At 60.3% G+C, this 22620-nt stretch carries 24 protein-coding genes and 1 tRNA gene; 18 read left to right on the forward strand and 7 right to left on the reverse strand.

Features of this window, described 5'->3' with window-relative positions; genetic code table 11:
- Window positions 1-85: 85 nt before the first annotated feature.
- From nrdH to nrdE, 3 genes are all read left to right on the forward strand, one after another.
- Window positions 86-325, forward strand: a complete 240-nt coding sequence (nrdH, locus tag HMPREF2760_RS03510; RefSeq protein ID WP_070522434.1) for a glutaredoxin-like protein NrdH — start codon at window positions 86-88, stop codon at window positions 323-325.
- Window positions 326-334: 9 nt separating this feature from the next.
- Window positions 335-760, forward strand: coding sequence for a class Ib ribonucleoside-diphosphate reductase assembly flavoprotein NrdI (nrdI, locus tag HMPREF2760_RS03515; protein WP_070522431.1), 426 nt, complete (start codon window positions 335-337; stop codon window positions 758-760).
- A 62-nt stretch (window positions 761-822) separates the two neighbouring features.
- On the forward strand, window positions 823-2985 hold the full coding sequence (gene nrdE / locus HMPREF2760_RS03520) for a class 1b ribonucleoside-diphosphate reductase subunit alpha (RefSeq protein WP_070522502.1): 2163 nt from the start codon (window positions 823-825) through the stop codon (window positions 2983-2985).
- Between the two features lie 6 nt (window positions 2986-2991).
- Here the strand turns inward: nrdE and HMPREF2760_RS03525 are convergent, their stop codons facing one another.
- Window positions 2992-3636, reverse strand: coding sequence for a FadR/GntR family transcriptional regulator (locus HMPREF2760_RS03525; protein WP_154762484.1), 645 nt, complete (start codon window positions 3634-3636; stop codon window positions 2992-2994).
- Between the two features lie 183 nt (window positions 3637-3819).
- Here HMPREF2760_RS03525 and nrdF point away from each other — a divergent pair, with 183 nt between their 5' ends.
- From nrdF to HMPREF2760_RS03545, 4 genes are all read left to right on the forward strand, one after another.
- Entirely contained in the window at window positions 3820-4809 is a 990-nt protein-coding gene (nrdF, locus tag HMPREF2760_RS03530; protein WP_070522424.1) for a class 1b ribonucleoside-diphosphate reductase subunit beta, read from the forward strand.
- Between the two features lie 339 nt (window positions 4810-5148).
- Complete coding sequence (ctaD, locus tag HMPREF2760_RS03535) at window positions 5149-6840, forward strand: aa3-type cytochrome oxidase subunit I (RefSeq protein ID WP_070522420.1); 1692 nt, start codon at window positions 5149-5151, stop codon at window positions 6838-6840.
- A 103-nt stretch (window positions 6841-6943) separates the two neighbouring features.
- A complete protein-coding gene (gene serB, locus HMPREF2760_RS03540) occupies window positions 6944-8137 on the forward strand; it encodes a phosphoserine phosphatase SerB (protein WP_070522500.1) in 1194 nt (397 codons plus the stop codon).
- Complete coding sequence (locus tag HMPREF2760_RS03545; protein ID WP_070596634.1) at window positions 8130-8855, forward strand: peptidyl-tRNA hydrolase; 726 nt, start codon at window positions 8130-8132, stop codon at window positions 8853-8855. Before serB ends, HMPREF2760_RS03545 begins: the two co-directional genes overlap by 8 nt.
- Here HMPREF2760_RS03545 and HMPREF2760_RS03550 read toward each other — a convergent pair.
- From HMPREF2760_RS03550 to HMPREF2760_RS03560, 3 genes are read right to left on the reverse strand one after another with little or no spacing between them, the layout of a single operon-like run.
- Window positions 8852-10813, reverse strand: coding sequence for an ATP-dependent DNA helicase (locus HMPREF2760_RS03550; RefSeq protein WP_070522414.1), 1962 nt, complete (start codon window positions 10811-10813; stop codon window positions 8852-8854). The two genes, HMPREF2760_RS03545 and HMPREF2760_RS03550, sit on opposite strands and share 4 nt — an antisense overlap.
- A 36-nt stretch (window positions 10814-10849) precedes the next feature.
- On the reverse strand, window positions 10850-12202 hold the full coding sequence (locus HMPREF2760_RS03555; protein ID WP_070522411.1) for a nicotinate phosphoribosyltransferase: 1353 nt from the start codon (window positions 12200-12202) through the stop codon (window positions 10850-10852).
- 41 nt (window positions 12203-12243) lie between these two features.
- Window positions 12244-12822 (reverse strand): CAP domain-containing protein, encoded by a 579-nt coding sequence (locus HMPREF2760_RS03560; RefSeq protein WP_070522408.1) that lies wholly within the window; start codon window positions 12820-12822, stop codon window positions 12244-12246.
- Between the two features lie 88 nt (window positions 12823-12910).
- Between HMPREF2760_RS03560 and clpS the strand changes: the two genes are divergently transcribed.
- The 7 genes from clpS to rdgB all read left to right on the forward strand — a co-directional run bounded on the left by clpS (window position 12911) and on the right by rdgB (window position 17541).
- Window positions 12911-13246 (forward strand): ATP-dependent Clp protease adapter ClpS, encoded by a 336-nt coding sequence (gene clpS, locus HMPREF2760_RS03565; protein ID WP_070522406.1) that lies wholly within the window; start codon window positions 12911-12913, stop codon window positions 13244-13246.
- A 4-nt stretch (window positions 13247-13250) separates the two neighbouring features.
- Window positions 13251-13787 (forward strand): DUF2017 domain-containing protein, encoded by a 537-nt coding sequence (locus tag HMPREF2760_RS03570; protein ID WP_070522403.1) that lies wholly within the window; start codon window positions 13251-13253, stop codon window positions 13785-13787.
- A gap of 64 nt (window positions 13788-13851) precedes the next feature.
- Window positions 13852-14574, forward strand: a complete 723-nt coding sequence (locus tag HMPREF2760_RS03575; RefSeq protein WP_070522400.1) for a rhomboid family intramembrane serine protease — start codon at window positions 13852-13854, stop codon at window positions 14572-14574.
- The gene (gene murI, locus HMPREF2760_RS03580; protein WP_070522397.1) at window positions 14574-15350 is read left to right on the forward strand and encodes a glutamate racemase; all 777 of its coding nucleotides are present in this window, start codon (window positions 14574-14576) and stop codon (window positions 15348-15350) included. The genes HMPREF2760_RS03575 and murI overlap by 1 nt, the downstream gene beginning before the upstream one ends.
- A gap of 67 nt (window positions 15351-15417) precedes the next feature.
- On the forward strand, window positions 15418-16185 hold the full coding sequence (locus tag HMPREF2760_RS03585; RefSeq protein WP_070522394.1) for an MBL fold metallo-hydrolase: 768 nt from the start codon (window positions 15418-15420) through the stop codon (window positions 16183-16185).
- 22 nt (window positions 16186-16207) lie between these two features.
- Window positions 16208-16936: a ribonuclease PH gene (gene rph / locus HMPREF2760_RS03590; protein ID WP_070522391.1), complete on the forward strand. Its 729-nt coding sequence runs from the start codon at window positions 16208-16210 to the stop codon at window positions 16934-16936.
- The gene (gene rdgB / locus HMPREF2760_RS03595; protein WP_070516103.1) at window positions 16930-17541 is read left to right on the forward strand and encodes an RdgB/HAM1 family non-canonical purine NTP pyrophosphatase; all 612 of its coding nucleotides are present in this window, start codon (window positions 16930-16932) and stop codon (window positions 17539-17541) included. Before rph ends, rdgB begins: the two co-directional genes overlap by 7 nt.
- A 62-nt stretch (window positions 17542-17603) precedes the next feature.
- Here the strand turns inward: rdgB and HMPREF2760_RS03600 are convergent.
- Window positions 17604-17685, reverse strand: a tRNA-Leu gene (locus HMPREF2760_RS03600).
- A gap of 143 nt (window positions 17686-17828) precedes the next feature.
- On the opposite strand from HMPREF2760_RS03600, the gene HMPREF2760_RS03605 reads away from it, so the two are divergent.
- Window positions 17829-18227: an SURF1 family protein gene (locus tag HMPREF2760_RS03605; RefSeq protein ID WP_070522389.1), complete on the forward strand. Its 399-nt coding sequence runs from the start codon at window positions 17829-17831 to the stop codon at window positions 18225-18227.
- Window positions 18224-18568 (forward strand): DUF3817 domain-containing protein, encoded by a 345-nt coding sequence (locus HMPREF2760_RS03610; protein WP_070522386.1) that lies wholly within the window; start codon window positions 18224-18226, stop codon window positions 18566-18568. Before HMPREF2760_RS03605 ends, HMPREF2760_RS03610 begins: the two co-directional genes overlap by 4 nt.
- Here HMPREF2760_RS03610 and HMPREF2760_RS03615 read toward each other — a convergent pair.
- Window positions 18565-19335: a DeoR/GlpR family DNA-binding transcription regulator gene (locus HMPREF2760_RS03615; protein ID WP_070522383.1), complete on the reverse strand. Its 771-nt coding sequence runs from the start codon at window positions 19333-19335 to the stop codon at window positions 18565-18567. The genes HMPREF2760_RS03610 and HMPREF2760_RS03615 overlap by 4 nt on opposite strands.
- A 113-nt stretch (window positions 19336-19448) precedes the next feature.
- Here HMPREF2760_RS03615 and HMPREF2760_RS03620 point away from each other — a divergent pair, with 113 nt between their 5' ends.
- Together HMPREF2760_RS03620 and HMPREF2760_RS03625 are read left to right on the forward strand one after the other, a co-directional pair.
- A complete protein-coding gene (locus tag HMPREF2760_RS03620; protein ID WP_232755607.1) occupies window positions 19449-19796 on the forward strand; it encodes a hypothetical protein in 348 nt (115 codons plus the stop codon).
- Window positions 19797-19855: 59 nt separating this feature from the next.
- The gene (locus HMPREF2760_RS03625) at window positions 19856-20479 is read left to right on the forward strand and encodes a hypothetical protein (protein ID WP_070522377.1); all 624 of its coding nucleotides are present in this window, start codon (window positions 19856-19858) and stop codon (window positions 20477-20479) included.
- 82 nt (window positions 20480-20561) lie between these two features.
- Here HMPREF2760_RS03625 and HMPREF2760_RS03630 read toward each other — a convergent pair whose 3' ends face one another.
- The gene (locus HMPREF2760_RS03630) at window positions 20562-22472 is read right to left on the reverse strand and encodes a solute carrier family 23 protein (RefSeq protein WP_070522375.1); all 1911 of its coding nucleotides are present in this window, start codon (window positions 22470-22472) and stop codon (window positions 20562-20564) included.
- Between the last annotated feature and the right edge of the window lie 148 nt (window positions 22473-22620).

Here is a 22620-nt window from a genome sequence, read left to right on the forward strand (position 1 = left end):
TAGGCAGAGCCGTTGAACGCTCTGCCAGTATCGAATTCAACAGTCACTCCGCGTGTAGCGCCGAAGGAAGCCAAAGGAACGTCACATGAGCATCACTGTCTACACTAAGCCCGCTTGCGTCCAGTGCAACGCCACCAAGAAGGCTCTCGACCGTGCTGGTCTCGAGTACGAGTTGGTGGATATCTCCCTCGATGATGATGCCCGCGACTACGTCATGGCCCTCGGATACGTCCAAGCGCCGGTCGTGGAAGCGCACGGCGAGCACTGGTCCGGCTTCCGCCCGGATCGCATCAAGGCCCTCACTGCGATGGTGGCGAGCGCCTAGGTTAACGCCATGTTGGTCGTGTATTTCTCTTCCGCTACGGAAAACACCCACCGCTTCGTCGAGAAGCTCGGCCTTCCCAGCGCCCGCATCCCGCTGCGCCTTAATGACGAGCCCCTCACCGTGAATGAACCTTATGTCTTGGTGTGCCCGACATACGGGGGAGGGGCGTCGGTAAGCGGGCAGAACACGCGGCCTGTACCCAAACAAGTCATTCGTTTCCTGAATGATGAACACAACCGCAGCTTCATTCGCGCCGTTGTAGCCGGAGGAAACAGCAACTTCGGCAGTGACTTTGGCAAGGCGGGTGACGTTATCGCCGCCAAGTGTAAGGTTCCTTATGTGTATCGCTTCGAGCTTCTCGGAACCGAGGAAGATGTCACAATTTGCCGTGAAGGCCTCCTGGCCAACGCGGCCGCTTTAGGTTTGGCTGCCTAAAGCCTCATCCGTACTATTTCGTCTCTCCATTTCGCCATAGCAAAGAAAGGCCCGTGAACGTCGTGACCACGCAACTGGGTAAGACCGTCGCCGAACCTGTGAAGCCGGCCGAGCAACTGGATTATCATGCACTTAACGCGCTGCTGAACTTGTATGACGAGAACGGCAAGATTCAGTTCGACAAGGACCGCGAGGCCGCGAACCAATTCTTCCTCCAGCACGTCAACCAGAACACTGTCTACTTCCACGACTTGGAAGAGAAGATGCGCTACCTGGTGGAAAACAAGTACTACGAGCCGGAGCTGATCGAGCAGTACGACTTCGATTTCATCAAGTCCCTGTTCAAGCGCGCCTATGCCTTTAAGTTCCGTTTTAAGACCTTCCTTGGCGCCTACAAGTACTACACGTCGTACACCCTGAAGACCTTCGACGGCCGCCGCTACCTCGAGCGCTTCGAAGACCGTGTGTCCATGACCGCACTCTTCTTGGCGGATGGTGACACGGAGGTGGCTGAACACCTCGTGGATGAAATCATGACCGGTCGCTTCCAGCCGGCTACCCCGACCTTCCTTAACGCCGGCAAGGCTCAGCGTGGCGAGCTGGTGTCCTGCTTCCTGTTGCGCATCGAGGACAACATGGAGTCGATTGGGCGCTCTATTAACTCCGCTCTGCAGCTGTCCAAGCGCGGCGGCGGCGTGGCCCTGTTGCTGTCCAACATCCGTGAATCCGGTGCGCCCATCAAGCATATTGAGAACCAGTCTTCCGGCGTCATCCCCGTGATGAAGCTGTTGGAGGATTCCTTCTCCTATGCCAACCAGCTGGGCGCTCGCCAGGGCGCTGGTGCGGTGTACCTCAACGCGCACCACCCGGACATTATGAGCTTCCTTGACACCAAGCGTGAGAATGCGGACGAGAAGATCCGTATCAAGACCCTTTCGCTTGGCATCGTGATCCCCGACATCACCTTCGAGCTGGCAAAGCGTAACGATGACATGTACCTGTTCAGCCCGTACGATGTCGAGCGCGTCTACGGCAAGGCCTTCGGCGATATTTCCATCACCGAGCACTACGAAGAGATGGTCGAGGATCCGCGTATCCGCAAGAAGAAGATCAACGCTCGCCACTTCTTCCAGACCGTCGCGGAGCTGCAGTTCGAGTCCGGTTACCCCTACATCATGTTCGAGGACACCGTGAACCGCGCCAACCCGGTCAAGACTGGGCGCATCAACATGTCGAACCTGTGCTCCGAGATTCTGCAGGTGAACGCCCCGTCAGAGCTCAACGACGACCTCACCTACAAGACCCTGGGTAGCGATATTTCCTGCAACCTTGGCTCCCTCAATATCGCGGCTACCATGGATTCCCCGGACTTCGCCTTGACAGTGGAAACCGCTATCCGTGGCTTGACGGCTGTGTCGGACAAGACCTCTATCGACTCCGTTCCCTCCGTGCGCAAGGGCAACGATGATTCCCACGCGATTGGCCTGGGGCAGATGAACCTGCACGGTTACCTTGGCCGCGAGCACATTGAGTACGGCTCCGATGAAGGCTTGGACTTCACCAACGCTTACTTCGCCGCCATCATGTACGCCGCGTTGCGTGCGTCCAACAAGCTGGCCCGCGAGCGTGGCGAGTACTTCACCGAGTTCCCCGAGTCTGACTATGCCAGCGGTGAGTTCTTCGACCGTTATGATCCGGCTGACTTTGCTCCGCGCACGGAAAAGGTCAAGGAGCTCTTCGCTAAGTCCTCGATTCACACCCCGTCGGCGGAGGAGTGGGCTGCGCTGAAGGCGGACGTCGCCAAGCACGGCATCTACAACCGCAACCTGCAGGCAGTGCCGCCGACCGGATCGATTTCGTACATCAACAACTCGACGTCCTCGATTCACCCGATCGCCTCCAAGATTGAAATCCGCAAGGAAGGCAAGATTGGCCGCGTCTACTATCCGGCGCCGCACATGGACAACGACAACCTGGAGTACTTCAAGGACTCCTATGAGATCGGCTACGAGAAGATCATCGACACCTACGCCGAGGCCACGAAGTACGTTGACCAAGGTCTGTCGCTGACGCTGTTCTTCAAGGACACCGCCACTACCCGCGATATCAACCGCGCCCAGATCTACGCATGGCGAAAGGGTATTAAGACCCTCTACTACATCCGCCTGCGCCAGATGGCTCTGGAGGGAACCGAGGTTGAGGGCTGCGTTTCCTGCATGCTCTAGTTCTTGTTAGTCCTTGTTCGCACGCGCCTCAATTAGGATGGCGCGTGCGATTTTTTCTGCCTCGGGGGAGTCGCCGCGGTGGATTGCTTCCGCTAGGTCCAGGTGGCGCTGTTCGGTGCCGGCCGTGGGGTTGCGTTTGCGGGAGCCAAAGAGGGAACGCCCGCGCACCATGGACAGCAGATAGGGGCTGAGAGCTGAAAACATCTCATTGCCCGAGGCATGGAGAACCATGGCATGAAAACGCAGGTCGGTAGCGAGGTGCTCACCGACGCGCCGCGTTGGCGTGTCTTGGAGGCGTTGGGCCAGCTCTAAGATCTCTTCCTTGTCTTCTTGGGACGCATGCAGCGCAGCGAGGCCGGCGGCGACGGGCTCGATGGCAAGGCGCAGTTCGTTGAGTGAGGAGCGCTGCCTGTCGCGGGATTTCTCTGAGCTCAGGCGCCACGAAATGATGGCGGGATCATAGACCGCCCACTCGCTGATGGGGAGCACCGTGATACCTACGCGGCGTGAAGAAGAGACCATGCCTAAGTGCTCTAGTGCGCGCATTGCCTCGCGGGCTACGGTTCGGGAAACTCCGAAACGCGCGCAGAGATCGGTGAGTGTAAAACGCTCACCGGCGGCAAGGGTGCCGCTGACGATGTCGGCGCCCATGGTGTCTAGAACGGTGCTGAGTAGGGGAGCGGAGGGCTCAGTCACGGGGAGCCGGTACCTCCATCGACATTCGGGGGCGTGTGAACAGGGCTTAAGTATAAAACACGCAGGAATTTTGGCCCCTAGTTTTACCGGGTACCATGGCACCAGACTCACAATAACTAGTAAGACGAGGTGACGTGCGTGTCTCACGAGTACGACGATTACATCGCTAGCCACGAGGCTCCGGTGAAGGCGATTAACTGGAACACGATTCCAGATGAGAAGGATCTCGAGGTGTGGGATCGCCTCACCGGTAACTTCTGGCTTCCGGAAAAGGTGCCGGTGTCTAACGATATCCAGAGCTGGAAAACTCTGACTGAGAAGGAGCAGGAGACCACCATGCGTGTCTTCGCTGGTCTCACTCTGCTCGATACCATCCAGGGCACCGTCGGTGCGGTATCGCTGCTTCCCGACGCCACCACTCTCCACGAAGAGGCGGTCTATACCAACATCGCCTTCATGGAGTCCGTTCACGCGAAGTCCTACTCCAATATCTTCATGACGTTGGCGTCGACTCCTATGATCAACGACGCCTTCCGCTGGTCCGAGGAGAATGAAAACCTCCAGCGCAAGGCAAAAATCGTTATGTCCTACTATCAGGGCGATGACCCGCTGAAGAAGAAGGTTGCGTCCACCTTGCTGGAATCCTTCCTCTTCTACTCAGGCTTCTTCCTGCCGATGTACTTCTCGTCGCGCGCAAAGCTGACGAACACGGCCGATATCATCCGCCTCATCATCCGCGATGAGGCCGTCCACGGCTATTACATCGGCTACAAGTTCCAGCAGGGCTACAAGAAGCTCTCGGAGTCGGAGCAGGAAGAGATGAAGGGCTACGCCTTCGACCTGCTCTATGAACTCTACGAGAACGAGATCGATTACACCGAGGATCTCTACGATGAGTTGGGCTGGACCGAGGATGTAAAGCGCTTCCTTCGCTACAACGCCAACAAGGCGCTCAATAACCTAGGCTTCGAGGGGCTTTTCCCGGCTGATGAAACCCGCGTGTCCCCGGCCATCCTGTCCTCCTTGTCTCCGAACGCGGATGAGAACCATGACTTTTTCTCTGGCTCCGGTTCCTCCTACGTGATTGGCAAGGCGGAGGAAACCACCGACGAGGACTGGGACTTCTAAGTAGCATCCACTGCCACGCCGCACCTCCTAGAACGATCAACCGAAAGTTTGATTCTTTCAGGGGGTGCGTTTTCGGGTTTTAGGGGCCGACACACCCGACCATCTGTGTTCTAGATCACCGCCTGGTGGGGCATGGCGTGGCAGGTCTGCCACGTACAAGGGGTTATCCGGATAAAACGGGGCTAACAAGGGCTATGGGGAATATCAGAGCGCTGGAAATTTGGCCCTGAGGTGCCCTAATATAAGGCGAGTAAACCTAGGTGTTTAATCACTGGGCGTGTGGCGCGATAAAACGCGTGATACCGATGTGGTTAGACGCTTGTTCTTCAGGAGGATTTTATGACCGCTGTGGCGCCACGGCTCGACGATTACGTCGCGCCTACACGTCCGGAGCCGACTGGTAACGCAAAGACCGGTTCCAAGGCGTGGATGTTGCTAACCACCACCGACCACAAGCAGCTGGGCATCATGTACATGATCATGGCCTTCAGCTTCTTCTTCCTCGGTGGCTTCATGGCTCTGCTGCTTCGCGCTGAGCTTTTCACCCCAGGATTGCAGTTCCTGTCCAACGAGCAGTTCAACCAGCTCTTCACCATGCACGGCACCGTCATGCTGCTGCTGTTTGCAACACCAGTGGTGTGGGCATTCGGTAACTATGTTCTGCCCCTGCAGATTGGCGCACCGGATGTGGCCTTCCCGCGTCTGAACGCTTTCGGTTTCTGGATTACCCTGACCGGCGGCGTCGTGATGCTCGCGGGCTTCTTGACCCCGGGCGGCGCTGCTGACTTCGGCTGGACCATGTACGTCCCGCTGTCTGACTCGGTTCACACCCCGGGTATCGGCGCCGACATGTGGATCGTCGGCGTGGGCGCTACCGGTGTCGGTACCATTGCTTCCGCCATCAACATGATCACCACGGTCCTCACCCTGCGTGCACCGGGCATGACCATGTTCCGTCTGCCGGTCTTCACCTGGGCAGTGTTTACCGCATCTGTCATCGTTCTGATGATCTTCCCGCTGCTGACCGCTGCGGCGCTGGGTGTTCTTTATGACCGCAAGCTGGGCGGCCACATCTTCGACTCCGCCAACGGCGGCGGCATCCTGTGGCAGCACCTCTTCTGGTTCTTCGGCCACCCGGAGGTCTACGTCCTGGCACTCCCGTTCTTCGGCATCATCTCTGAGGTTGTCCCGGTCTTCGCTCGCAAGCCGGTCTTCGGCTACATCGGTCTGGTCTTCGCCCTGCTGGCAATCGGTGCGCTGTCCATGGCCGTGTGGGCTCACCACATGTTCGTGACCGGTGCTATTCTGCTGCCGTTCTTCTCCTTCATGACCTTCCTCATTGCGGTTCCGACCGGCGTGAAGTTCTTCAACTGGGTCGGCACCATGTGGAAGGGCCACATCACCTGGGATACCCCGATGATCTTCGCCATGGGCTTCCTGGCAACCTTCCTCTTCGGCGGCATGACCGGTATTATGCTGGCCTCCCCGGCACTGGACTTCCACCTTGCTGAGTCCTACTTCTTGATTGCTCACTTCCACTACACCCTCTTCGGCACCGTGGTGTTCTCCGCCTTCGCTGGCCTGTACTTCTGGTTCCCGAAGATGACCGGCCGCATGCTCGATGAGCGCCTGGGCAAGATTCACTTCTGGCTGACCTTCATCGGCTTCCACGGCACCTTCCTGGTTCAGCACTGGGTGGGCAACATGGGTATGCCGCGTCGTTACGCCGACTACCTGGAGTCTGATGGCTTCACGGTCTTCAACCAGATTTCCACCATCTTCTCCTTCGTCCTCGGCGCCTCGGTTATCCCGCTGATTTGGAACGTCTTCAAGTCCTGGCGCTACGGTGAGATCGTCACCGTGGACGATCCGTGGGGCTATGGCAACTCCCTCGAGTGGGCCACCTCCTGCCCGCCGCCGCGCCACAACTTCGTGTCGCTGCCGCGCATTCGTTCCGAGCGCCCGGCCTTCGAGCTGCACTACCCGCACATGGTTAAGCGCATTCGCGAGGAAGCACACGTCGGCCACTAAGCACTCACTAGCTGAGTACTCCTGAAAACGCCGCCTCCCCATCACTGCGATGGGGAGGCGGCGTTTGCCGTAGGTGAAAAGGTCACGAACGTGGTGTGAGATAATAAGCCCCGTGGATAATCAAAGTGAACAAGTCTTCGCCGTTGTTACCGCCTCCGGCCCCGATAAGCCAGGCGTGTCGGCGGCCTTCTTCCGCGTACTGGGCTCTCATGATGTGGAGCTCGTCGACGCCGAGCAAGCTATCTTCTCCGGTCGGATTTCGCTGTCCGCCTACATCCGGGTTCGTTCCTCGCGCCTCGAGGCTTTGGAGCAGGGATTGCGAAATACGCTGAGCATCTACGCGCAGTCCATCAACGTGGATCTGCGAGAAGAAGAGTCAACCTCACGCCCGCGCTCGACGCACGTCGTCGTGGTTCTGGGACGCCAGCTCAACGCCAGCCAGATGTCCGCCATTGCTAAGGAACTGGCTAACCTCAACGTCAACATCGACCGTATCCGCGGGCTCTCCACTTATCCGCTCAATGGCTTGGAGCTGTATATCACGATCGATGGTGCTGCCGATCCTGTGCGCGCCATGCTGGCCCGCCTAGCTACCGAGCAAGGTGTCGACATCGCCATCGAGCGCTCCGGCCTGCAGCGCCGTTCGAAGCGGCTTATCTGCTTTGACTGCGATTCCACCCTTATCACCGGCGAGGTCATCGAAATGCTGGCCGCCCACGCCGGCAAGGAAGCCGAGGTTGCCGCAGTGACGGAGCGCGCGATGCGCGGCGAGCTGGACTTCGAGCAATCCCTACGCGAGCGCGTCGCCACCCTGGAAGGTTTGCCGGAGTCCGTCATCGCAGAAACCGCCGCCGATATTTGCCTGACCCCGGGCGTGCGGACCACCATCCGCACCCTCAAGCGCATGGGATACCGCGTTGCGGTAGTCTCTGGTGGCTTTATCCAAGTCCTCGAGGATCTGGCACGGGAACTCGACCTCGACTATGTGCGCGCCAACACCCTCGAAATCGTGGACGGTAAGCTCACCGGCCGCGTCATCGGTGACGTGGTGGACCGCAAGGCCAAGGAGAAGTTCCTGCGCGAATTCGCTGCGGATTCGGGTCTGAGCATGCTGCAGACCGTTGCCGTCGGCGACGGCGCTAACGATATCGACATGATTTCCGCCGCCGGCTTGGGCATCGCCTTCAACGCCAAGCCAGCGCTGCGCCAGGTTGCGGATACCTCCGTCAACCACCCGTACATGGATGAGATCCTGCAGATCCTCGGTATCCCGATGGAAGAAGTTGCCAGTGAGTAATCTCCGCGAGGCCCATCGCCGTCTTGCGGCTGCGTGTAGCGAGCGCAGTTGGCGCGATGACCCTGAGGACCCGAACAAACCCGAGACCATTCAGGCGATGCAGATCGCGCTTAACCTGCCCAAGCAGGATCCACCCGCGCGCACCGAAGTGCTCGAGGCGGCAGCTAAAGGCGTCGTCAAGCTCTGCCTCGATGATAGGGCTGGCCAGGATGGGGCCTTCGCCGAGGCCCTAGGGCAGTGGTACGGGCACCGCATCCGCAAGGTGGCGCGCCGCGCACGCAACAAGGCCTGGCGTGATGTGCAGTCCCTGCCGGGCGTCACCGTGGATGATCGCGCGCGCGTCTTCCTCCCCTCGGCGGTGCAGGACGTGCACCCACTCGTGGCGAAGCTGCAGATCGGTCACACCGATTTGCCCCAGGATGAGCCCGGGCCCGCGCTTGGCGACGCCCCCGTGATCTACGTCGACGCCTCCCTCGCCATGAGTGCGGGAAAGGCCGCAGCACAAGTAGGGCACGGCTCAATGCTGCCGGCCGCGGCGATGAGCTCCGAGGAAGTGGAGGACTGGGCAGCACAGGACTTTGTGCTGTCCGTGCGCGAAATCCCCCATGAGGAATTTGCCGTGGCTTGTGCGCGTCCGGGAGCGGTGGTGGTGCATGACGCCGGTTTCACCGAGGTCGCTCCAGACTCAGCCACGGTGTGCGCGCTGCGTCATCCCTAGCGGGCCTCAACCAGGCGCTTGAGCGCCCCGCGTACGACCTGCGGGTCGCTCGTGGGCCACATCTGCGGCATCGAGGCGCGTAGGTAGGAGCCATAGCGCTTGGTTTCCAAGCGGCTATCGAGGACTGCGACGACCCCGCGGTCCGCAGTGGAGCGCAGCAAGCGGCCCGCGCCCTGGGCCATAAGCAGCGCCGCGTGCGTAGCGGAAACCTCCATAAAACCGTTGCGCCCAGCCGCTTTCGCGGCTTCGGTGCGCGCTTGCATCAGGGGATTATCTGGGCGGGGGAAGGGGATACGGTCGATGAGCACCAGGGAACACGCGGGGCCCGGGACGTCGACACCCTGCCAGAGAGTGAGCGTGCCGAACAGACAGGAGTTCTCGTTCTTCGTGAACTTATCCACGAGCGCGCCGATGGAGTCCTCGCCTTGAAGGTAAATGTCGAAAGGGAGCGTGGGCTTGAGCTCCTCGGCCGCTTGTTGTGCGGCCCGGCGTGAGGAAAAGAGACCGAGGGTGCGCCCGCCCGCGGCCATGATGAGCTCGCGGATTTCCTTAAGCGTCTGCGGGCTGAGTCCGTCGCGGCCCGGCTGCGGCAGGTGCGCTGCGGTATAAAGGATGCCGCTGCGCGCGGGGTCGAAAGGATAGCCCACGTCGAGACTATCCCATGTACCTTTGGGCAGGCCCCATTGTGCGGCCATGGCGTCGAAGCGCCCGCCCAAGGCAAGCGTGGCGGAGGTCAGCACGACAGTCTGTTCGCCGAAGAGCTTTTCGTGCAGCATCCCGGCGATGGAGAGCGGGGCAACGGCCAGGGTGTCGTTCAGCGTGCGCTCATCGCGTTCCAGCCACACCACGTCGGCGTGTGCTGCGGGGTCACCGGTGGCGAAGACATCGAGGATGCGGGCGATGGCTTCGACGAGGCTGCCGAGGTGATTGGCCAGGTTTTGGCGCTCGGCAGATTTTTCCGGGTCTTGGGCCTGTTCGCCTTCGGGGGCGCGGGCGATGGTCTCGCGGCAGTCGCTTAACGTGTCCGCGAGGCTCATGAGTTGTTGCTTGGCTTCCTCCGGAAGATCGGTCCAGCGGCCCGGCGTGAATTCACCGAGTAGTTGGCTGAGCTCATTGGCTTGTTCGCTCAGTCGCTGGTCTTTGCCATTGGCGCCGAGGGACTTGGCGCGGTTGGCCGCCATTTTGAGGGCGCGCCCGGTGATCTCGGCGGTAGAGACTGAGGTGATACGGCCGTCCAGCTCGTGTGCCTCATCGATGATGACGACATCGTGCTCCGGCAGGATGTTGATGTCTGCCACCGCATCGATGGCGAGCAGCGCGTGGTTGGTGACGACGATGTCGACGTCCGCCGCGCGGTGCCGCGCGCGCTCCGCGAAGCAGTCCTCGCCGTGCGGGCAGCGGGTAGCACCAAGGCACTCATTGGAGGTGACGGAGACCTGCCGCCAGGCTAGATCGGGCACTCCCGGTTCGAGGTCCTCGCGGTCGCCCGTCTCGGTGTCCTCCGCCCACTCGTAGACGCGCTGGACATGGCGGCCGAGGCTGGAGATGGCGTCCTGGTCAAGCAGGGCGTCTTCGTCGTCAAGCTCAGCGGCGCGGGAGACTTTGTTGAGGCAGACGTAGTTGGAACGCCCCTTCATGATGGCGAAGGTCGGCTTCTTTTCCAGGTGCGGTTCGAGGGCCTCGGCGAGGCGCGGCAGATCTCGTTCCACCAGCTGGCGTTGCAGTGCCAGCGTGGCCGTGGAAACAATCACGGTGTGCCCGGTCTCTTGCGCGTGGCGAAAAGCAGGGACGAGGTAAGCCAGTGATTTACCCGTACCCGTTCCAGCTTGCACGGCGAGGTGGCGCTCTTTTTCCAGCGCGGTGGTCACGGCTTCCGCCATGCGCACCTGGCCGGCACGCCGCGCACCTCCGAGGGCGGAGACGGCAGCGTCGAGGAGGTCAACCGTTGAATCCTGCATTTGAGTCAGTCTAGTCGGTTGCCTCCCGCACGCATCCTATGAGCCGAACCCGATGAAGCGGGTCGGCACTGCAGGTTCGTCGCGGGTCAGAGCTAAACCTTCCCACGGCAGAGTGGTGATGGCTTGGGCTAGGTACTCGCGGGCTTCGTGGAGGGTGGGCAGATTGTCCAGGATCTCTCCGTCGCGCATGAGCGGCACCGTCATGTCGCGGGTGCTCAGCGTCCCGGTGTCTGGGTCTTCGGCGGAGAAGGGGAGCACGAGCTCCTCGACGGCCACCCCGGAGGAGCGGTAGGTGCGCAGGGAGCGCTTTGCCCCGCCCTGCGACTTCTTCGAGGAGGAACGCTTGGCCACGGGATGGCCATCAACCTCGACGACCTTGTACACCATGCTGGCGGTTGGGGCGCCAGAGCCGGTGACCACCGAGGTACCGACGCCGTAGACGTCGACGGGATCTCCGCGCAGGCCAGCGATGGCGAACTCGTCCAGGTCGGAAGAGACAACGATCTTCGTGTTGTGGTTGCCCAAGTCATCGAGCTGTTTGCGCACACGGCGGGTGACAGCGGCCAAATCGCCGGAGTCGATGCGAACGCCGCCCAGCTCGGGGCCGGCCACCCGCACGGCGGTTTCCACGCCCTTGGTGATGTCGTAGGTATCCACCAACAGGGTGGTGCCCACGCCGAGGGTTTCGATCTGCCCGCGGAAGGCCGCCTCCTCGTTCGGGGATCCGTCTTCGTTGACGTGCGCGAGCGTCCATGCATGCGCCGCGGTACCGGAGACCGGGATGTCGTAGCGGTAGCCAGCCTCCAGGTTGGAGGTGGCCTGGAAACCGGCCAAGTAGGCGGCGCGGGCGGCGGTGACGGCGGCATACTCGTGCGTGCGGCGCGAGCCCATCTCGATGATGGGGCGGCCATCCGCAGCCACCACCATGCGTGAGGCCGCAGAGGCCACGGCGGAATCGGAATTCATGATGGACAGGATCACGGTTTCCAGGATCAGGCATTCGCCAAAGGTTCCGCGCACGGTCAGCAGCGGCGAGTTGGGGAAGTACAGCTCGCCTTCGCGATAGCCATCGATGTGCCCGGAGAAACGGTAATTAGCCAGGTACTCCTTGGTCTCTGCATCGAGGAAATCCATTTCCGCCAGCTGCTGAGCGGTGAAGCGGAAGTCTCGGACTGCGCGAAGGACACGCTCGGTGCCGGCGACAACACCGTAGCGCCGCTCGTTGGGGAGGCGGCGGGCAAACACTTCGCAGGCCACCTGGCGGTGTGCGGAGCCATCGCGCAGCGCAGCCTGCAGCATGGTCAGCTCATACTTATCGGTAAGCAGGGCCGTAGAACGATCGCTGGGCCCGAGCCCAGAATCCTGGACGTTGTCTGAGGTAGTAGTCACATCGAAGATGCTACTCAGCGCGTACCGAAAAATCAGCAGTTCTATGCTTCGAGCTGAATGACAACGTAGACTTCGCCGTCGCTGTAAGCCGTGCCCACCGCAGCGGTGGTCATGCGGGGATCGCGCAAGGCGGCCACGTGGGAGGGGGAAGCTCTGAAGGCTTCGACAAACTCATATCCACTCGCCGTGTCCAAAGGAAGGTGGTGCTGGACCATCTGCACGTTTTCTTCAGATGGCCTTTCCTCGTGTGTTACCGCGTTGCATTCTGCCTTTTCGCGGGCAGCGGTTTGGCGGTCGATCCAGGGCACCAGCGGGGCTAGACCATCCTCCTTGCGCCACGTGTTGAGCGCCTCTATGAGCTCATCTTGGATGGTGGCGAGCTGGCGTTGGACGGGGACGTCGGGAAGCTCGTAATCGCACGTCGCCGGCGCGGGAGGCTCAGAATCCTGTGAGCTGCCGTTATCGGAGGGGTTGGTCAAGCTGAGCACGGCGGTCACGAGCGTGCCACCGAGGACCAATACGGTGATGATGCGCTGCACGAGAGGCACAAGGTCCTCTCTTGAGGGTTGGCGTCCCGCGAGAATGTCAGTAACGGCTGGGGGAAGGGAGAAAGAATTCATCGATGCCACCTGCAAACGACAATCAGGTTAAAGGTCGAAGACAGTATAACTGTTCGCGAGATGAAAAAATTTGGCTAGTGTAGAGAACATGAAAGCGCACAACGAAACGTCCGCAGTCGTGGTGATGAGTTCGCCCATGGCCACCCCGGAGCTGGATGAGGCGATTGACGTCGACGTCGCCACGAGCGAAAACCTGCCGTGGATGTGCATTGTCTGGGATGACCCAGTCAACCTAATGAGCTACGTTTCCTACGTGTTCCAGACTGTTTTGGGTTATGACAAGAAGCGAGCTAACGAGCTGATGATGCAAGTCCATACCGAAGGTAAGGCGGCGGTGTCCTCGGGTGAACGCGACAAGGTTGAAGCTGACGTGAAGAAACTACAGGTCGCCGGCCTGTGGGCCACGATGCAGCAGGCAGGATAAGAGTATGCAGACGTGGAAGAAGAAAAAGTCCTTCATGCGTGGTGCGAAGTACACCACCGTATTCGAGCCCATGGAGCGTGAAGTCCTCGGTGATCTCACCGCGACGGTCTCCGAGGCCATCATCGCCCGCGCGCAGTCAGCGCCGAAGGATGAATTGGCGGACATGCTCGACATGCCCACTGGCCACACCGAAGCACCGGAGGATCCGTCACTGGCCCGTCTCTTTCCAGACTTCCAGAAGCCAGGGGACGAAGAGTTCGATGGTGATAATTCGCTGCTGCGCTCGCTGCACGAGAATGACATCGCGCGCGCCAAGCTGGAGAATCTCCAGGTGATTAACACCGCCCTTGGCCCTACCGGCGGGGTAGAGGTGGCTATCAGTGAGGAAGAGGCACATGCTTTCCTCGCCGGCCTCAATGACCTGCGCCTCTACATCGCTGCGGGGGACGTGCCGCAGGATACCCCCGGGGCAGACCGCGATGCGCTCGTGGAATGGCTGGCCTTCTGCCAGGATTCGTTGCTCAACGTCATCATGGACTAGCAGAAGCGCAGGCCGGGATTGGAGACGTAGTCCTTGCCTCACGCTTGCTAAAGTTGGAGGCATTATGACCACGAGTGGACCCTTTGGCCAGCAGCAATCGCATGAGCCCAACCCTTTCCAACCCCGCCCGGCAGGACCGGGAACGGGGCACCAACCCATACTCAACAAGGGGGACTCGAAGAACTACACCCGGACCGGACGTTTAAAAACGGCTGCGTCTTTAACGGTGGGCTTCCTGGCCGTCGAGTGGATCATCCACATCATCAACTTCCTGTTCTTTGGAAGCGAGCTGGGGCAGTACGGCATTCACCCGTTGGATTTCAACGGTATCTGGGGGATCTTCACCGCGCCGCTGCTCCACGCAAACTTTGAGCACCTCATCGGTAACTCGCTGCCAGGTGCGGTGTTTTGTTTCCTGATTGGCCTATCCGGGCGTAAGGCGTGGTGGGAGGTCACCATCATCGTGGTACTCATCGCTGGTGTTGGCACGTGGCTGCTGGGCGGGCCGGGAACCTCGCATATTGGAGCCTCGGGCGTGGTGTATGGCTGGTTGGCATACCTTATCGTGCGGGGTATCTTTAACCGCTCGTTGAGCCAGTTCCTCGTTGGCTTAGGCCTTGGTTTTGCCTACTCCGGCCTGATCTGGGGCGTGCTGCCCATCTATGAGGGAGTGAGCTGGCAGGGCCACCTTTTCGGTGCCATTGGCGGCATCGTCGCGGGCATGGTGATCACCTCTGATGACCCGATGAGAAAGGTTAAGCCTGCGCCTCGAGGAGTGATGAACTAATGCCTGATGCAACCCCTCCCATTGGGATTTTTGATTCAGGCGTAGGCGGACTCACCGTAGCGCGCACAATCATTGAGCAGCTTCCCGACGAATCCATCGTCTACATCGGCGATACCGCCCACGCCCCTTATGGTCCACGGCCCATTGCCCAAGTCCGTGAGCTGTCCACCGCGATTGCTGATGAACTCGTGGAGCGTGGCTGCAAGATGCTGGTGATTGCGTGCAACACCGCCACCGCAGCCTTCCTCCACGATGCCCGCGAGCGCTACGACATTCCGGTCGTCGAGGTGATTCGCCCGGCCGTGCGCCGTGCCATTGCCACCACCCGCAACGGCAAGATCGGCGTGATCGGCACGGAGGGCACCATTAATTCAGGTGCTTATCAAGATCTTTTTGCGGTCAACCCGAACGTCGAGTGCGAGGCAGTTGCTTGCCCGGACTTTGTGAACTTTGTCGAGCGCGGCATTACCGCTGGGCGCCAGATCCTCGGTGTGGCGGAAGGCTACCTCGCTCCGCTGCAATCGGCAGGGGTCGACACACTCGTCCTCGGCTGCACGCACTACCCACTGCTCACAGGCGTCATCCAGCTCGCTATCGGTGACAACGTCACCTTGGTGTCTTCCGCCGAGGAGACCACGAAGGACGTTTTGCGCATCCTCACCAAGACGGACATGCTTGCCCCGGCGGGGCAAGTGCCAACCCGCAGTTTTGAGTGCACTGGTGACCACGCGGCGTTCGAGCGTTTGGCTACGCGATTCCTGGGACCCAAGATTTAGCACCGGCAAAGATGTACAATCGAGCCAAATCTCGCATCCCCCATTGTTTCGTGGAACTATTGAACGCATGAAGCTGACCATCCTAGGCTGTTCCGGGTCGGTGCCCACTGTGGGTAATCCGGCCTCTGGCTACCTCCTGTCATTCCCCTCGGCTCCGTCCATCATCATGGACCTCGGCCCGGGTACGCTTGCTCGCCTGCAGGAACTCCAGGATCCTTGCGATGCCCACGTGGCATTAACGCATCTCCACGCTGACCACTGCCTAGACTTCCCGTCGCTGATGGTCTGGCGCCGTTTCCACCCCACGGCCCCGGCAGCTTCCCGCAATTTTTGTCTCGGCCCGGCGGCGACTGAAACCCACTTGGGTCGGTTGTCATCGGATGCCCCGGATGGGGTGGATGATATGAGTGATTCCTTTGCGTTTAGTCCGTGGGTGGACCGTGAGCGCCAGCTTGTCGACGATGTCTACATCACGCCTTTCCGTACCGTGCACCCGGTAGAAACGTATGCCCTGCGGGTCGAGCACACGAAGACTGGCGCAACTGTGTGTTATTCGGCGGATTCTGCTTATACGCCCGCGCTCGTTGAGGCTGCCCAAGGCGTGGATGCTTTCCTCTGCGAGGCTGCATGGGGCGAGACTTCGGAGGATAAGGCTCCAGACATGCACATGTCGGGAGCAGAAGCTGGGCGCCTAGCGCGTGAGGCAGGGGTAAAGAAGCTCGTGCTTGTTCACCTACAGCCGTGGGGCGATGTCGCCGCAACATATGCCGCCGCTGCCCGCGAGTTCGACGGAGAGATCGTCGTCGGCGCCGCTGGGATGGAGCTCGACTTTTAACACGCGCGGTAGGGTAGTGGGCATGACTGATTTCACTCGTGCTGATGGTCGCGCGCTCGACCAACTCCGTAGCGTTCGCATTACCCGTAATTTCACCACCAACCCGGCTGGGTCGGTGCTGGTGGAGTTCGGCAACACCCGAGTCATGTGTACGGCTTCCGTGGAATTCGGGGTGCCGCGTTTTAAGAAGGATTCCGGCGAGGGCTGGCTGACTGCTGAGTACGCCATGCTGCCTTCTGCAACCCACGAGCGCATGCCGCGCGAGTCGATGAAGGGCAAGGTCAAGGGCCGTACCCACGAGATTTCCCGTCTGGTGGGCCGCAGCCTGCGCGCAGCGGTGGACCTGTCTGAGCTGGGGGAGAACACCATCCAGCTGGATTGCGACGTGCTGCAGGCAGACGGCGGTACCCGCACGGCGTCGATTACCGGCGCGTATGTGGCGCTGGCTGATGCGATTGCTTACCTCAAGGAGGAAGGCGTCGTCCCGGGCGAGCCCCTGCTGGATCCCATCGCTGCGGTCTCCGTTGGCATCATCGATGGCCAGGTGTGCTTGGACCTGCCTTATGAAGAGGACTCCCGCGCGGAGGTCGATCTCAACGTGGTGATGCAGGAAGGCGGAGACTTCGTCGAGATTCAGGGCACCGGCGAGCACGGCCTGTTTGGCCGCGCGGAGCTCAATGACATGTTGGACGTGGCGCAGGCTGGTTGCGCCCAGCTTATCGACGCTCAAAAGGCGGCCCTCGGATGGTAAAGCTCCTCGTCGCTTCGAATAATGCCAAGAAGCTCAAGGAACTAGAGAAGATCCTCGCCGACGCCGGCATCGCGGGCATCGAGCTGCTCCCGCTTTCCGCGGTGGAGGCTTACCCGGAGCCCGTGGAGGACGGCCGCACCTTTGCCGACAACGCGTTGATTAAGGCGCGCGCCGGGGTGCAGCACACCGGCTTGGCAACGATTGCAGATGATTCCGGCCTCGCGGTGGAAGAACTCAACGGCATGCCTGGTGTGCTCTCGGCCCGGTGGTCGGGCGGACACGGCGACGATGAAGCGAATAATCGTTTGCTGTTGGGGCAGATGTCCCACGTGCCCGCGGAGCGTCGCGCGGCGGCATTCGTGTCGGTCTGCGCCCTGGTGACCCCGGATGGCCAGGAGCACGTGGTGGAGGGCCGGTGGCCAGGCTCCTTGCTCACTGCGCCGCAGGGCGAGAATGGCTTCGGCTACGATCCCCTCTTCCAGCCCGAGGGCGAATCCCGTTCCGCCGCGGAGATGTCCCCGGAGGAAAAGAACGCGGTGTCGCACCGTGGCCGCGCACTGGCGCAGCTGCGCGAACCTTTGGCGGCCCTCGCCGGGCAAGCCTAAGCGCGCGGAACTGGGAATAACAAAAGCCCCGCTCGAAATTTGCCGAGCGGGGTTTGAAATTGTGCGCCCGGTGAGACTTGAACTCACACGTCATAAGACACTAGAACCTAAATCTAGCGCGTCTGCCAATTCCGCCACGGGCGCTGGTTTTGTTGCTGCGGAGTACTACCTTCTCTGCGCAACGTCCACTAGCCTACAGGGCAGCAGGCCGCGGAAGGAAATCCACTTTTCACGGCGTGGTGGGTAGGCTGTTGTGGGTGAGCACCAACCCAGCACCGAAAAAGCGGATGAAGGTTCGATGGTGGCACATCGTCCTCATCGTGTTCTTTGTCGTGCTCTTTTTGTTCCTTGCCTATTGGCAGTGGACTCGGTTCCGCTCTGGCTCGGGAACCTTCCAAAATCTGGGATACGCCTTCCAGTGGCCGCTCTTCGCGGTGTTCGTGGTCTACGCATACCGCACCGCTATGCGCTACGAGAATGAGCGTATCGATGCAGAGAACGAAGCCCTCGAGCGGGGAGAAGAACCAGCTCAGTATGAAGCAAAGAGCGTGAGGTCAACCAAGGAACAAGCCGTGACCAAGATCGACGAGGATTTCCTGCCACCTCGGCCGCAGGTTGATGTGGAAACCTTCAACGCCATGAACAAACAGCGCCGCCGTCGCGGCACCGAAGAGGAGAATCAATGAGCAACGCCGTCCACCCAGACCGCCAGGCCCGCATTCGTGGTCCGCTGAAGTTCTTTTCCATCGCCGCCACGGTTACCGGTATCTTCCTTCTTATTTTGGTTGTGCGCATGATCCTGCAGTACGGCGTAGGCATGGAAATGCCGTCGTGGGCCACGCTCATTGCCCAAGCCCACGGCGTGGCCTATATGGTCTACCTCGTCTCCATCCTGGTTCTTGGGCCGCGCGTCATGTGGCCGGTGAGCAAGTTGTTCACCACGGCGCTTGCCGGTGTTGTCCCGTTCCTGTCCTTCTGGATGGAGCACAAGCGTCGCACTGAAATCGTCGAAAAGTTCCAGCTTTAGGCGCCTTCCACCGGCACCATCGTGAGGTTGGTGCCGGCATCGACCACATCCTCGGCTAGATCCTGGGATAGGTCAGTCGTTGTGATGACCGTGTCTACTTGATCAAATGTGGCCACGCGGTGGGCTGACATGCGCGTGAATTTCTCTGGTGTGGTGACAACGATGACTCGTCGGGCGGCTTGGAAATAGGCCCGCTTAATGGTCGCCTCGGTGAGGTTCGGGGACATAAGGCCTACCGACGGAGTACACGCGCAGATTCCGACAATCGCGAGGTCGAAGCGCATAGACAGGACTGTTTCAACCGCTTCCGCCCCGTACACCGCAAGATCGTCGCTGTTGACGGTTCCGCCGGGAATGATGACGTCACTGCCCGGCGTCTTGGCTAATGCTGCGCCCGCGTACAGGGACATCGCTAGTGCTGTGATGTCCATGCCGGCGAGATTGCGGGCAACGGCAGTTGGTGTTGTCCCTGAGTCAACGAGCACGCAGGAGCCTGGTTCAACGAGGCGGGCAGCCTCCGTAGCAATCGCCCGTTTGCCGGCGGGATCCTCTTTTCGGCGTACCTCCAGGGGATAGCGGGCGCCCCTTCGAACCGCGGGGCGCGCTCCTCCGTGAAATCGTTCGAGGGCCCCTACTTCTTCCAGCGCCGTGAGGTCGCGGCGGATGGTAATAGCGGAAGCTCCGGTGAGTTCTTGTAATTGGCTGACCGTTTTGCTTCCTGAGTCAACGGCCCAAATGATTCTGCGCTGGCGTTCTTCCTTGTCCATGGGCTTGATTGTATCGGCATGAAATGACTATGGTCGGTGAACGCTTCAATCTTTAATCTGTAGCTTGTCAAGGTAAAAAGCCACGTCATGCACGATTAAGGAAGATGATTGAAATGCGCAAGACCATAACCTTTGGGCTTATGATGAGCAAACGGCTCGCTGATGACATCGCCGCTTATGCGCCGCAAGGAGTCTCTGTCCGGTGGATCGGTAGCGAAGCGGAAGCGCGTGCGTGCGACGGCGTGATTGTCGACGCCACAGAATTCGCTGGTATTCTTCCCGGCCAGGTTGTGCTGGTGCTTGGCGACGTCAACGGGGTCGCCGAAGAGCGCCTTCGGAAGTCGGGCTCGGTGGTCATGGATCGTCACCTGCGCACGCATATCGACACCCTGTTAATGGCTTTTGCTGCTTTCGCTGAGCAGCAGGCTCTCGTCTCGGTGACTGCAGGTGACGTGTACTAAATCTGCGGAGACTAATCTGGAGCGTAGCTATCTCTACTACGCACGAAGGGCTAAGCCTCATGTCTCCTCGCAAACTCAGCACCACGCTCATCGCGTTGGTGGTGCTTCTTTCACTCGCCTGTGCCGGCTTAGGTGTGTATGCCGTGCGTCAACCACATGAGGTGTACACCGCGCCGGTAGAGTCAACCAATTCGCAGGTAATCAACGCAGTCGAGCGCGAGGAGCAAGTCGTCTTGCTTAGCCTCGGTATCCAAGGACTCACGGAGAAGTCCTCCGCCGGGCAGGTATTTGGCGTGAGGGTTCCGTGGACCGACCGCACCCAGTTTGTGCAGTATTCCTACAAAGCCAAGCTTGGTATTGAGGGTAAGGACGTGAGTGTCACCGAAACCGGCGAGCATTCCTACACGGTCCACATTCCGGACTTCATCTTCATCGGGCACATGGACGAGGAGTTTAAGACCGCCGTGGAGAACAACGGAGTTCTCAGCTGGACCACGCAGCCACTCGACGCCGCATCCACAGTGTCGGACGTCCTCAGCGCCGATAAGAAGCGCAAGGACATCAACGACAACCGCGAGCTCTTAGAAGACCAAGCCCGAAGCTTTTATGAAGGGATCATTCGCGGAGTGGACTCCGAAGCCCAGGTCACCATGGAGTTCCACAAACCTTCGCCCGCCAAGTGACCTTGAAGGCGGAATGAACCTTCTTTTACGTCGAGTGGCCTTGTACGTGGAATGAACCTTTTCTACGTCGAGTGACTTCTGGTCACTCGACCTCCGTGAACTTGCGGTCCCAATAAGCCCGAACTGGGTTGGCGTCCGCGAGGAGGATGTCGAAGCGGTCGTTGGCAATCTCGATGATTTCGCTCAAGACCACGCGCTGTTCCAGCTCATCCGAGTTGGACAAGCGGCGCACGCCCGCATCGATGACGCGGTCGGCCGAGTCGTTAGTGTCTAGGTATGCCACAAAGGGCATGTCGAAGCGCTCGCGGTAGGCTGTTGAAACGTCGATAAGCTGCTGCGTCTGTACATCATCGAGGTCATCCAAGGCCAGGGAACCGCGGTCGGCGGAGATGGTGGCGGCCGAGTCAGCGTCGACAAGCAGCAGCTCATCCATCGCCGGGTAGTCGTGGATCAGTGCGCGGTGCTTCTCACTCGGGGCGGTGAGCACCGCAACCTGGATTGCTTCCCGCAGCTGGCTGACGTCTTGGAAGGGGCGCAGCTCCCAGGCGGCCTCAAGCGGCCAGGTCTCGTTGTTAAAGAGCGGGCGCAGGGCGCTGACGAAGCTGTCGCGCTCCATCTCGTTGAGCTCCTTAAGCGAGACGCCGGCGCCGTCGAGGCGGCTGACATCATCACCCGACTGCGCACCGACGTGGAAGAACAGCAAATTGAGAAGAATCGCCGTAATCGCGCCGATGGACATTCCGGAGGAGACAAAGATCTGCGCCCACTCCGGGAAGGCGGTGGCGACGTCCGGCTTGAAGGTGACCAGCATGGCCAAGCCCAGCGCGGTGGTAACGATGGCGGCGTTGCGGCCGTCGGTGATGTCTTCTTTCGCAATGGTCTGCAGGCCGGCCCAGGCAACGTTGGCGAAGAGCGCTAACGAGGCACCGCCGAGTACCGGGGAGGGGATAGCCGCCACCACGGCGGCGGCCTTGGGCAGTAGTCCCAGGATGATCATGAAACCGGCTGCCGATGCTGCCACCCAGCGCGATTTCACACCGGTCAGGCGAACCAAGCCGACGTTTTGCGCGAAGCAGGTATACGGGAAGGAGTTCATCACGCCGCCCAGGGTGGTGGAGAGGCCATCGGCGCGGATGGCGCGCACAACGTCATCGCGCTTGATGCGCTTCTTTACAATCTCACCGGTGGCGAAAACATCGCCGGTGGTCTCCACCATGGTGATGATCATGACGATGATGAGGGAGAGAATCGCCATGATGTCGAAGCGCGGCATGCCGAAATAGAAAGGCGTGGTCATGCCGATGGCGTCGGCCTCACTCACACCGTCGAAGGACGTATCACCCAACACGAGTGCCAAAGCGGTGCCGATGATTAAACCAAGCAGCACCGACAGCGTCCCCAGGAAGCCACGGAAGAAGCGCTGAACCACGATGATGATGGCCAGCGTGCCGAAGCCATACAGCAGATCGCGCGCGGCCGGAACCCCGTCGGCGTAATTGACAAAGTCATTTGCAGAAACCGCCAGCAACGATGTACCCATGACCAAGAGCACGGTACCGGTGACAATCGGCGGGAAGTATTTGAGCACGCGTCCAAAGACCGGCGCGGCGAAAAACGTAAAGATACCGGCGGCAATAATTGCACCATAAATCGTAGGCAGCGGCTGGTCACCTGCGCTGAGTCCGATAGCAATGATGGGGCTGACCGCCGTGGTGGTCACGCCCTGGATGATGGGCAGGCGAACGCCGATGTGCTTGCCGACGCCCACCGCTTGGATCAACGTCGCCAGACCACAGGTCAACAGGTCGGCGTTGATGAGGTGGATCGTTGTGGCCTCATCCAACCCCAGCGAGCCCGCGATAAGCAGCGGTACGATGACCGCGCCAGCATAAAATGCGAGGACGTGCTGGAGTCCGAGCGCTGCCAACTTCGGGGCTGGTGGGACGGCGTCGACCGGGTGTGTGGGCTGAGGGGCAGTTGCGATGTCGGACACGCGGGGAGGCTCCTTGCTAAAAAGCGAGACGAGGATACTGCGCATAACAATAGAGCGCGGCAAGGACACGCACCAAGAGCTCGCCCCAAAAAGTGTGGGAAAGGCCACGTCAGGGGGTGCTTTACCCCCGCATCCAACCGTACGGCCG

The sequence above is a fragment of the Corynebacterium sp. HMSC065D07 genome, from assembly GCF_001810695.1.
GTDB classification, from domain to species: Bacteria; Actinomycetota; Actinomycetes; order Mycobacteriales; family Mycobacteriaceae; genus Corynebacterium; species Corynebacterium hesseae.